General features: G+C 42.8%; 11 protein-coding genes. 5 read left to right on the forward strand and 6 right to left on the reverse strand.

The genetic code is table 11. The annotated features are described in order from the left end of the window. Nucleotides 1-240 precede the first annotated feature (240 nt). The 5 genes from PQR79_RS11975 to PQR79_RS11995 all read right to left on the reverse strand — a co-directional run bounded on the left by PQR79_RS11975 (nucleotide 241) and on the right by PQR79_RS11995 (nucleotide 6,671). Nucleotides 241-1,650: an ammonia-forming cytochrome c nitrite reductase subunit c552 gene (locus PQR79_RS11975; protein WP_238102534.1), complete on the reverse strand. Its 1,410-nt coding sequence runs from the start codon at nucleotides 1,648-1,650 to the stop codon at nucleotides 241-243. 40 nt (nucleotides 1,651-1,690) lie between these two features. Then, nucleotides 1,691-2,902 (reverse strand): NnrS family protein, encoded by a 1,212-nt coding sequence (locus PQR79_RS11980; protein WP_238102533.1) that lies wholly within the window; start codon nucleotides 2,900-2,902, stop codon nucleotides 1,691-1,693. Nucleotides 2,903-3,127: 225 nt separating this feature from the next. Beyond that, entirely contained in the window at nucleotides 3,128-4,561 is a 1,434-nt protein-coding gene (gene phrB, locus PQR79_RS11985; protein WP_238102532.1) for a deoxyribodipyrimidine photo-lyase, read from the reverse strand. A 12-nt stretch (nucleotides 4,562-4,573) separates the two neighbouring features. Then, entirely contained in the window at nucleotides 4,574-5,536 is a 963-nt protein-coding gene (locus PQR79_RS11990) for a YbgA family protein (protein ID WP_303648475.1), read from the reverse strand. 199 nt (nucleotides 5,537-5,735) lie between these two features. Beyond that, entirely contained in the window at nucleotides 5,736-6,671 is a 936-nt protein-coding gene (locus PQR79_RS11995; protein WP_497007966.1) for a polyprenyl-phosphate transporter, read from the reverse strand. A gap of 153 nt (nucleotides 6,672-6,824) precedes the next feature. Here PQR79_RS11995 and PQR79_RS12000 point away from each other — a divergent pair, with 153 nt between their 5' ends. From PQR79_RS12000 to bamJ, 5 genes are all read left to right on the forward strand, one after another. Then, nucleotides 6,825-7,301 (forward strand): hotdog fold domain-containing protein, encoded by a 477-nt coding sequence (locus tag PQR79_RS12000; protein WP_188954569.1) that lies wholly within the window; start codon nucleotides 6,825-6,827, stop codon nucleotides 7,299-7,301. 54 nt (nucleotides 7,302-7,355) lie between these two features. Then, on the forward strand, nucleotides 7,356-8,240 hold the full coding sequence (locus PQR79_RS12005; RefSeq protein ID WP_238102531.1) for a prohibitin family protein: 885 nt from the start codon (nucleotides 7,356-7,358) through the stop codon (nucleotides 8,238-8,240). A 173-nt stretch (nucleotides 8,241-8,413) separates the two neighbouring features. Beyond that, entirely contained in the window at nucleotides 8,414-9,562 is a 1,149-nt protein-coding gene (locus tag PQR79_RS12010; protein ID WP_238102530.1) for a DUF418 domain-containing protein, read from the forward strand. A gap of 73 nt (nucleotides 9,563-9,635) precedes the next feature. Further along, entirely contained in the window at nucleotides 9,636-9,986 is a 351-nt protein-coding gene (locus tag PQR79_RS12015; RefSeq protein WP_238102529.1) for a DUF1294 domain-containing protein, read from the forward strand. Between the two features lie 123 nt (nucleotides 9,987-10,109). Further along, entirely contained in the window at nucleotides 10,110-10,580 is a 471-nt protein-coding gene (bamJ, locus tag PQR79_RS12020; RefSeq protein WP_238102528.1) for a BamJ family beta-barrel-assembly machinery protein, read from the forward strand. Between the two features lie 363 nt (nucleotides 10,581-10,943). Here the strand turns inward: bamJ and PQR79_RS12025 are convergent, their stop codons facing one another. Then, the gene (locus PQR79_RS12025; protein ID WP_238102527.1) at nucleotides 10,944-12,158 is read right to left on the reverse strand and encodes a M24 family metallopeptidase; all 1,215 of its coding nucleotides are present in this window, start codon (nucleotides 12,156-12,158) and stop codon (nucleotides 10,944-10,946) included. Nucleotides 12,159-12,345: the final 187 nt, after the last annotated feature.

Raw genomic sequence — 12,345 nt, forward strand, 5'->3', positions numbered from 1 at the left:
CAACTACCGTTTGTGCACCTTGCATTAACTCACTCCTTTTATGCCAACTTTTGTGAGCATAAAAACAACAATGCCTTATATCACAATAAGATAAAAGTGTTTCATGCCTTCAAATTCAGACTTATTCAATTAAGAGATGATACGAGATAAGGTAAAATGCAGATCACTGTGGTAGGTAAATAGCAAAACGCCCAAGCTAGAGCCTAGGCGTTTGGTTATTCAGTGGGTTAACAAAGTAAATTAATAACCGGTTTTAGCTACCGGATGCCAATGTTTATCCACTTCTTCTTTAATGAAGGCTTGCTTAGCTTTAACGGCGTCTGCCTCAACAAATCCAATAGCGGCATGGGCTTTTTCTTTAGTGCTGTAATCTGGGTACTCTACTTTTTCAACCGACAATAGGCTCAACACTCTCGCTAATGCTTCACGACCATAAGTAATTTGCTCTGTTGCTTTATCGAGCAACTCAACACCTTCTTTAGGGTTATGAGCATACAAACCGTGCGATGCCATGGCAAAATCCCAACGCCACTGTGCATGGCGAATCGCCATAATTGAATCGTTCATTTGTGGCCATGTCGCCCCTGCGTCCCAAGCGGCCTTAGCTTCATAATGGGCTTTAACTAATAACGACTCTACGTTTCGCGCTTTTGCATCTATATTGGCTTTGGTTTTATCAAGCTTTTTGACCATGGCCGCTCTGTTGGTATGACAGCTAGAACAGGCTTGCTCAAAATTATCCATGGCAGCTGCCACTTTATGATCGGTAAACGCATTACCTTGCTCATCTTTGGTCTCTGGCATATGACAGGTTATGCAAGTCACGCCTTTTTTAGCATGGGTAGAGCGGCTCCAGTGTTCAAACTCTGGGTGACGCGCTTTTAATATCGGGGTTTTCGAAATAGGGTGGATCCATTCGTAAAAACGTCGGGTGTCATAATACTTTTCAATGGTGTCAGCGGTATTGCCAAAAATCCAAGGAATATTAACCTTGTTATTGTTTTCTGGTTGGAAATAATAACTCACATGGCATTGCCCACACACTTGTGCGCCTTGCATAGTGCTGTCTTGTTTATCAAATGGCAGTTTAATTTTTGCCATCGCATCTTGAGCATGTGGACGAGGTAAAGCTAATTCCGCACTGCCATCAACATGGCAATCACTGCAATACACGACCGATTTTATCTCGCTGCCTAAGTCGACAAAATTAGCATCAGAAAAACCTTGAATGCCCATTTCTTTCATCAGCCTTGGGGCGTCTGGGGTTTTACAGGTCCAACAGCTAGCAGATAAGCCTTTATCGCCTTCTGCTACAGCAACTCCAGTACGTAATGTATGAGTGACGTCGGCTACCGCGAACTGATGGCCGCGCGGACTATGATATTCTTTCGCAAACGATGAGCCGGCCCACAAAATAATACTGGCAGGATACTGCGCTAACATATCTTCGCTTTCGTCTTGCTCTACAGTTGCCTCCCAAGAAGCAAATTGATTGGGGAATTTAATCTGATTAGGGTCTATCTCAGCGCTTTGCAGTGACCAAGAGGTCAATGTCAATAATGCCAGACCGCTAACAATAATACCTAAGCCCGTTTTACTGCGTAAAGGACGAGTGGCTTTCATCATCACGTCTATTATTGGATTAATCATATGCTTACCTTAAACAGAATTAACTCAAATCAAAAGAATGCTACCCAGGACGACCATCAAGTCTTGGGCGGGTTAAAATAGGGGCGTAAAACCACACGAACAAACCAAAGCCAATAAACCAAAACATCCCAGCAATCCATAACCACATTTGGGTGTGCTCAGGCATTAGCAGCGGCATAATCGCTCGAAATATTGCCGCTAGGGCAATGCTTAAAAACGCAAATGCCATTTTAGGGCCTTGGTAAATATTACGACTCGTATGGCCAAGCGAAACACGAGAGATCATCGACAAACACAGCGCGGCTATGCCGCCTACGGCAAAAAGGTGCAATAACGTGCGGAAGGCATATTCGTTATCAATGTTTATCGCCATTAAGACTAACGTGACAGGCAATGATAAATACGCCAAATGCAAAGACCATAACATGGGCTCTTTCAAGGTTTTATGTGCTTGCCAACGGGCAAAACGAATTAAATGTAATCCACCGGCTACCGCCAATAAAACTTGCTCAACCCCTTTAGGAAACCAATGACTTATTGCTTGTATAAACAACAATCCCATAACTAATAATAACGCATTTTCTAATATACTAATGGGATCTGGCTTAGGTTGTTGAATACGCATGGCTGTAAAAAATGGAATAACCCGGCCACCAACAATTGTGATCACCAATGCGAGCCACCAAATCATCCCTTGCCATAACTGAGTTGAAAGCGAAAAGTCACGTTGTTGTAGCGCATAGTAACTTGCAAGATTGACGACTAATGCCACCACAAGTAACAACGGAAAGCCGATATTGCGCCACTGTTTTACTGGGTAAATACAACGCCACAAGGCAAAAGCACTGAAGCCTAAAAATAAACTGTCAAATAACGCTGGCACCACTAACGGAATGTTCATTGGCAATAACAGCGTTAATCGGGCGATGAGCCAGCATGCAAAGGTGACAATCAAACTGCGGCCTTTAATGGTCGGTTGATTGGTCCACGCTTGCACTGCTGTCAGTAAAAAACCACACACGATAGCCATGGCAAAACCAAACAACATTTCATGCGGGTGCCACCATAATGGCACCACATTGGCCCAAAACTCACTGTTAAATAAACTGTATTGTGGAGTAAACCAGCCCATTAACCACAACGGAATATATAACGCAGCTACCACAGCGCCGCCAAGAAAAAACGGTCTAAAGCCTAAACGCCAGATTGCAGGGGTGTTATCAATTTCAGCAGGGTCATCAATATTTAGCATAAGCAGCACACTCATTTAGTGAGTTAAGAGCGATAAGATTCAAACATGCATAATAAATAAATCTTTAATTAAGGCTATTGTATGCTGACCATTACATTACTTCAATCATTACCCTTCGCTAACGCAAACTAAGCAGCCCATACTGTGATCTAACGCAAAAAAGCCAACACCGAAAATGAGTGTTGGCTTTTATATAAAACAATAACAACGGGATTAATGAGAACACTAACCGCGCTTTAACGCACTTAATACGTCAATTGCTCGTAAGCGTGCCATTTTGTGTTCAACAATTGGCTTGGGATAACCTTGATTATCTGGCTGGGCAAATAAGTCATGCAGGTTAACTGATTTAGGTTCATGGATATCTTTAAATGACCAAGTTGCAATTTCAGGAATATAACGTTTAATAAAACTCGCATCAGGGTCAAACTTGCTACTTTGAGTCATAGGGTTAAACACCCTAAAGTATGGCTGCGCATCACAACCGGTTCCGGCCGACCATTGCCAGCCGCCGTTGTTAGCCGCTAAATCTCCGTCAATAAGTTGCTGCCTAAAATAACGTTCACCCCATCGCCAATCTACCAACAAATGCTTGGTTAAAAAGCTGGCCACCACCATGCGTAAACGATTATGCATCCAGCCGGTTTGATTTAACTGTCGCATTGCGGCGTCGACTATCGGGTAGCCGGTTTTCCCTTCACACCAAGCTTGAAACTCCTCAAGGTTATTGCGCCATACAATGCCATCACCTAACTCATTAAAGTTATGTGCCATCGATAACCGTGGAAACGCCACCAGCAAATGACGATAAAACTCTCGCCAAATAAGCTCATTGAGCCAGGTTTTCGCTGGACAAGTATCATCAACTAATGCTTCCGGGTAACGCGCTAAAATAGCAGCAACACATTGGCGCGAACTTATTACCCCAAGGGCTAAAAAAGGCGATAAACGGCTGGTACCTTCCAGCGCAGGGAAATCTCTATCGGCTTGATAGTCAGCTACTTGAGTTGCTAAAAATTGATCTAAAATACGTTTGGCCGCGCCCTCGCCTGCTGCCCATTGCTCACTACTGCGTTTGTTGCACTCAAACACAATAGCCTCTGGTTGCGCTAATGCTGCCGCTACTGGGGCCGGCGCAGCAACTGGCACTATGGCTCGTTGACTCGCAATACTTTTCCATTTTTTAGCAAATGGCGTAAACACCTTGTACATATCACCAGACAGGTTTTGCACTTGCCCTGGTGCCAGCAGGCAATCTTGATCAATTAGTGTCAGCGGTAAGCCTTGTTCAATTAACTGAGCATCACGGCGACGCTCATTAATTTCGGGCTCGCTGCCAGCAAAAACAGCATCGATATTGTGCTGCTGTAAATACTCATTTAACGCAGCATGGGAGTCACTAAACCATTGCAAATGCAGCACATCTAACGCAATACCTAACGCAGCCAGTGACTGTGCTAACAAATTGACATGCCGTTCAATAAAATCAATTTGAATTGGCGCAACATCATGCTGCGCCCATTGCGATGGCGTCACTATGTATAGCGCTCTCACATTACCTTGATGTTGCTTGGCAAACTCACAAGCCGCCACTAACGCAGGGTTGTCGGCAACGCGCAAATCTTGTCTAAACCACATCAAGCTATTCATCGTAGTCATTGCCCCCCCAACCTAATAGGCATAACGAAGCTTAAGGGCTTCAGGATGCGGGTTTAAATACACTTGCTCTTCAATATAAGGAGTATGGAACTCACGGACATAGTGGTTAATCAAGGTAATAGGCACGAGTAAAGGCAATAATCCTTGACGGTACTTTAAAATCGATTCGCTCAGTTCTTCTTTTTGTTCTGCACTTAATTGCTTCTTAAAATAGCCTTGAATGTGCTGCAATGTGCTGGTGTGATTTTTTCGGGTGGCAATGATCTTAAGTGCCGTCATAAAGCCTTCAAAATATTGCTGTGCGGTTTGCTCTAAATCTTGAATGTCAGCCAACATTGGGCCTAAATCGCGATACCATTTAGGGCTGTGCGCCATCAGTAAATATTTATAACGTGAATGAAACTGCATCAGTTTGTGCTTTGTGAGGCCAGACTGATTCATCTTTCTCCAATCGTTGTAAGCAAACACGCGAGTGAAAAAGTTTTCTCGGATGGGTAAATCATGTAAACGCCCTTCTTCTTCTACTGGCAAAAATGGGTAACGCTCCATTAACGCTTTAGCAAACACCCCTACACCGGTTTTAGAACCGTTATTGGTACCGATTTTATATTCGGTGACTCGCTCCATTCCGCAGGTGGGTGACTTTGCACATAAAATATAACCGCCCAGATAATCGAGTTCTTCCACTTTGCGCTTAGAGTATTCATTCAGCTTGTCGGTCACATCTAACGACCCGTCGGCACTGCGAATATGCACAATATCGCCATCACGAATTTGACGCACACTTTTACGCGGCGCCCCCATACCTATTGCCATTTCAGGGCACACCGTGGTGTATTCAAAAAACGGTTCTATTTCTTGTTTACAGTAGTAAGAGTTTTTGTGGCCGCCATCGAAACGAACTTGGTTACCTAAAAGACAACTGCTGATCCCAATTTGGATTTTTTCTGGCACAAATGTGGCTATATCTGGCATGTATAATACTCCTGAGACCGAATGTTTTGCCTGCTATGGACAAATCATACCCACTTATGGTGGATTTAGTGTTTAATAATACGAAACATAAATGAAATAAGTTCATTATTTATAGAACCTTTTCAGCTAAAGTTGAAGCATAAAAAAGCAGAACCGGGGTTCTGCTTTTTTATTTAATTAAATTCTGAGGAATTGCGTATTAGGCAGCCTGCGTTTTGGCTTTTCGACCAACATACTCTAAGCCCCACACTAGGCCAATCCCAACGAAGGTACACACTATCGCCACTACGATTTGCGACGACTCACCAGTGACTTGCTCAAACTGAAACGGCGATAAGTTTTGCTCCAATAATGGCACTTGCTCACCTTTACTGTTTTCGCGCCAGCTAATGACTTCTTTCCAAGGCCAAATCTTACCTAATGTGCCGAGCATTAATCCGGTTAAAAACAACACGGTGGCGTCGTGACACTTACGCAGCAATGCCGATAGCACATGGCTAAAACTCAGCAAACCGATAGCTGCGCCGATGGCAAAACATGCTAAATAAACAATTTCAAACCCTTTTGCCGCAGCCAAAACCGCTGGATACATGCCAAGTAGCAGCAAAATAAAACTGCCAGAAATCCCAGGTAAAATCATCGCGCATATCGCAATTGCGCCACAAAAGAAGAAGTTAAGGTAAGTAATTTGCAGCTCAATAGGATGTAATACCGTAATGGCCCACGCAAAAGCGACGCCGCCAATAAACATCAATATTCTTAACGCGGTAAACTTTTCGACCTGCTTTACCATGTGCACCACAGAGTAAATAATTAGCCCAAAAAAGAACGACCATACCGGGATGGGATGCGTAGCCAGTAGCCACGAAATCAACTTAGCTAAAGTAAAAATACTGGTTAAGATGCCGCCAAACACACACAACAAAAACGGCCCATTAATGTGCATAAAAGCCGCTTTAATCCCTTGCTGCTTAATTATGCCAAACAAAGATACATTAATGTTGCGAATACCATCTAATAAAGGGTCTAAAATACCGGTAATAAATGCAATGGTCCCGCCAGATACACCAGGGACAACATCTGCCGCGCCCATGGCCATACCTTTGATATAATTCAACAACAAGTTAGATTTCAAAATTTATCCTTAAATGTTCATCACCGGCAAAATTATACCTGTCACGGCGCAAATGAGCGATGAAAAAGAGTACCCAGTACTTCACCCAAGGTTACAACAATGTTAATCTCATCCGACCAGACACGCATTAATACCCTAACCCGAGTTTAAAAAATGACACCTACAAAACCTAATAAAGTCATGTCACTGTACAAAAAAGTGACTTCATACCCATTCGGTAAACATATTTTTTCTAAAATGGTGGCACGCATGGCGCCCTATTTTGGTACGGTTCATCCTTACATTAACGAGCTAAAAGTTAATCGTTGCGAATGCTTAATTAAAAAACGTAAAAAAGTGCAAAACCATATTGGTACCGTGCACGTTATTGCGATTTGTAATGGCTTAGAAATGGCTATGGGTACTATGGCTGAAGCCTCTATCCCAGCTCATTTACGCTGGATCCCTAAGGGCATGTCAGTAGACTATACCGCCAAAGCAGGGACTGATATTCTGTGTGTCGCAGAGGTAACACCAGAACAATGGCAAGTAGGTGATATGTTAGTCGACGTAAAAGCCTATGACACAAATGGTGTGGTAGTCGTACAAGGCCACATTAAACTGTGGATTTCAGAAAAACCGAAAAAGTAGTTACAAAAATCATAATATAATCATATTCATTTTATTTTTTGCTAGGGAAGCACAATGTTAAAAAACGATCTCGCAAACGTAAGCAATAATCACTTAGGTAAAATCATTCCGGTGTCGATATTACTGATCATCTTGATCAGTCTATATGGCAGTTGGTATACCGTCGACCAAGGTGAGCGTGGTGTGGTATTACGCAATGGTAAAATCATCGACACTGCAGAACCTGGGCTTGGATTTAAAATTCCATTAATGGACACAGTGGTAAAAATCTCAACTCAAACTCACACCGCAAGCTATCAAGCATTACAAGCCTATAGCCGCGATCAGCAACCTGCCACCTTACGCGCGTCAGTGACGTTTAGTGTGCCGCCCGATCGCGTTGAAGAAGTGTATGCCAAGTTTAAAGGCATCGATTCTATGGTTTCACGCTTACTCGATCGCCAAGTACCCACTCAAGTTGAAAACATTTTTGGTAAATACACTGCTATCTCTGCGGTCCAAGAACGTATTAAGTTTGGTATTGATGTGACCGAGGCGATCACTAAATCGATTAAAGGTCCGGTAACCATTACCTCAGTACAAATTGAAAACATCGACTTCTCTAATGCTTATGAGAAATCGGTAGAAGACAGAATGCGCGCTGAAGTCGAAGTACAAACCCAATTGCAAAATCTTGAAAAAGAACGTGTTAGTGCGCAAATTGCGGTGACTCAAGCACAAGCTGAAGCAGACTCACAGTTAGCCCGCGCGATTGCAGAAGCAGAAAGTATTCGGATTAAAGGTAATGCTGAAGCCTCAGCAATTAAAATCCGTGCCGAAGCTTTAGCGCAAAATCAAAACTTGGTTGAATTAACTAAAGCTGAGCGCTGGGACGGTAAGCTGCCAACCACCATGCTACCAACGGGGACAATTCCGTTTTTAGAAGTACAGAAAAAATAATCAACACTGCCAAGTCAGCATTGCAGGCATGTTTAATCCTCAATCATGATTAACAGCATAAAAAGCCAAGCAAAATGCTTGGTTTTTTATTGCCTCACGGGTACATTAACTGCAACTTTGATAATCTAAACTCTTATTGCAAAAGGACTTCTGCGATTAACAGTGCAAATAACATGGACGAGCAATCTGCTTCGACTAAACCACAACGCCTAGCCAACCTTGACGCCATCCGTGGTGTGGGTGTATTGGGTATTTTCTTTTTAAATATCTATTTTATGGGTAATAGCTTTTATGGCTATGCGCCGCATGCTGTGCAGCCTATTGGCGATATTGGTATTGAGCTGTTGAGTAACTTTTTTCTAGAAGGACGCTTCTTTAGCTTATTCGCAATGTTGTTTGGCGCGGGTATGTTAATTCAATTTCAAAAATACCAATCTGAATTAACGATTAACGCGTCCCAACCATTTCTCAAACAACAAAAATGGCGCTTATATTGGCTGATTATATTTGGAATTTTCCACGGAATTTTTATCTTCCCGGGCGATATTTTACTGTCTTATGGCGTCAGTGGATTATTGGCTTTTAAGTACCGTTACCTCGATGCAGATGCGTTAATTAGGCAGGCTAAATGGTTTATTTTTTTGTCGCTTATCCCTATTGCCCTCATATCGCTAACTCCAGATGATCAAGTGTATCTGCGTGACTCAACGCTATACATTGAGCAACTATCGGCTTGGACAGGCAGTTATTCACAGCAATTATTAATGCACTTGACCATGTTTGGTTACATGGTATTGGTGATCCCATTAACGCTGATGTGGTTTATTGCCGGACTAATGCTAATCGGCATGGCATTGTATAAACGCAATGTATTTAGCCTGGGATTAGACCGTAAGTTGTTAAAACAATGTCTTTTTTGGGCGCTGGCATTATCGCTAATCGACTCAGTATTAAGCTTTAGCGGTAACTCGTTATTAGTGGCACTTTCTGACGTGGTATTACTGTTAAGTGCCATTGCTTGTGCTTTAGTGTATATCCACATCATTTGCTTATTATGTAATAACAACTCACAACGCTTAATCGCACTACAAAACGTCGGTAAGCTGGCATTTAGTTTATATATATTGCAATCCATTGTCGGAATTATACTGCTACGCTACCTTCTCCCAGAGTGGCAGCAACAACTAGATAGAGCCGGTTATATGTCTATCGCAGTCATTTACACCATAGTGCAACTATTGCTCGCGCATTGGTATTTTCGTTATTTCAAACAAGGGCCACTAGAAAAGCTGTGGCGTTATTTAGTGCTAAAACGAGGCTAATCACAGTAAGTATTAAGAGAAAAAAGCACGCCTTGAGTAACAATCGAATCATCAGAAAAGTGAAAACGCCAATATGAACAAATTTGCTTGGCTAATGTTAACCATGCTCACCATTGTGAGCGCGTTCATTCACCCCTTGTTAACAGCAGTGTTTTTAGCACTAAATGTGCTAACTGTGACGTTGTATTACCTCGATAAACGCGCGGCAATCAATAGTGCTCGGCGCATCACTGAAAAAACCTTACACGTATGTGCATTGTTAGGCGGTTGGCCCGCAGCCTTGCTAGGCCAACATCATTTTCGCCATAAAACCCAAAAAACACGTTTTATTCGACTACTGTGGTGCTGCATAGTACTTAATATTACCGTGTTAAGCGCTGCTGGTTATGTCTATTTTGATTGGATAACAGTGCGAGTGTCATAAGGTGTTAACAACGTCTATTAGTCAACAATAACGCACTGACTAAAATAGATTTTGCGTAGTTTGATAGCGTCAATCATTTTGCGGTAAACTCATGCCACTGAATCGACTTTATTGAGAACTATTATGCGTATGATTTTGGCCGTTGTGGTCATTGCTGGAGTGATATTTTACTTTTTTAGCCAAATGAATAACTCCAAGGCAGCAAAAGAAAACATCGAAAAAGGAAAACTGTTTTTAGCCGAAAACGCTAAACGCGAAGGTGTAGTACAAACCTTGTCTGGTTTGCAGTATGAAATCCTCACCAAAAGCGATAACACCGAACACCCTAAAGCCAATAGCAAAGTGACCGTGCATTACCATGGTACATTAATCGACGGTACTGTATTTGACAGTTCGGTTGATCGCGGCGAAACCATTAGCTTTGGCTTAAACCAAGTGATTAAAGGCTGGACAGAAGGCGTACAATTAATGACAGTGGGCGACAAGTTTCGCTTTTATATTCCCAGCCAACTTGCTTACGGTAACCGTTCAACCGGCAAAATTGTTGGTGGCTCGGTACTGATATTTGATGTTGAGTTATTTGAGATTAACTAATCAGAACTCAAGATAATCGAAAATAAAAATGAAAAGCCTCCAAGACGGAGGCTTTTCATTTTTCAACGCATGTGCGATGACAATTTAACGCTTATACCATTGCGGATTAATAAGTGACCACTGTGAATGCGTCCAGCGGTTTTTGATTAAGACGTCGCTATGTAGTAATGGTTGTTCCCTTTCAAATAGCGAGAACGTAAAGCAAAAGCGGCTGGGGCATTCCTTTTAGGCGAGTTTTAAAAGGGCTTACACTGCGTTGCATGACTTCGAAAGAGAATCACTATTCATTCAGTCATTCGCCTTGTTTAAGCCCTTTTAAATTCTCGCTGAGAGATCACTTACTAACGCGCAATGGTATTAAAATCAGCCTAGGTAAAACGGGTCGTCAATTGATTTAGCAGGCGGAGTAAACCATTTAGGCCCTTTAGGCGTCATGTAAAAGTGGTCTTCATGACGAATACCAAACTCACCTGGCACGCACAACATGGGCTCGTTACTAAAACACATACCACTGGCAAGTAACGTTGAGTCATTACCGACTAAATATGGCCATTCATGAATATCTAGACCTATGCCATGACCTGTTCGATGCGGTAAACCTGGTACTTTGTAACCAGGGCCAAAGCCTGCATCTTGTAATACTTTGCGTGCGGCAACATCAACCTCACAACAAGGCGTACCGATTTGCGCAGCAGCAAATGCCGCAAGTTGTGCATCTTGCTCTAACTGCCATAACTGGCGTTGACGTTCACTGGGCTCACCAAATACATAAGTGCGAGTAATATCAGAGTTATAACCGTGCAACTGGCACCCTGTATCAATCAGCACAGTGTCGTTATTCGCCAATGATTTAGGCGACTTAACCCCATGCGGATAAGCGGTATCTTCGCCAAATAATACAATGCAAAAGTACGACCCGTTCGGTGCTCCTACCGCATAATGTGCCTGGTCGATAAAGTCTTCAACCTCCGCAGTAGTAATGCCTTCACGCAATATACTTGCAGCCGCTTTATGCACCTCAAGCGTCATGTCTTTTGCTCGTTGCATTAACGCAATTTCGGCAGAAGATTTAATCATACGACAACCTGCTGTTACGGTTGTAGCGCTGGTAAAGCAATGTTGAGGCGCAGCTTGAGCAATGCCGTTGCTTATAAAAAACGGGGTGGATTCATCGATACCAATTTGGCCTTGCGTTAGGCCCATGTTGTCGAGCACATTGGCAAATAATTGGTATGGACTTTGGTCTTCATGCCAGGTATTAACCTGACCTTGAATGGCCATATACCCTTGCAAGGTATCGAGTTCAAATGCAGGAGCAATGTATTGCATGGCCCCCACAGCAGGAATAATCGCCCCAACCATACGCTCGCTTGAATACCAGCGCGTACCAGTAAAATAATATAAGTTCGTCCCCGCATTAACATAAATAGCATCTAAGCCATGTTGTGCCATTAACTGCTGTGCACGCTGTATGCGTTGATGAAATTCATCCTCGCTGATTGCTGCTACACCGTCTGTCATTTTACATAATTTAGCTAAAGCCTGCTGCGGGCTAACACCACCAACGCCGATTGTCATCACGAGTCCTTTATTATTGTTATTGTCAGATAAACGCCAACAAGAATAGCGCTTACAATGCAGAGTGACCATTGTATACAATATAAGTTTACAATTTAAGCCACGCTATTGTGAGCGACTTTGCTTGCAAGGCTGCTGTTGCCCTTGCGATAATTGAGCCTCATTTACAGAGCTGAGTTCATCAGTC

The organism is Shewanella metallivivens, from assembly GCF_028750675.1.
GTDB lineage: Bacteria > Pseudomonadota > Gammaproteobacteria > Enterobacterales > Shewanellaceae > Shewanella > Shewanella metallivivens.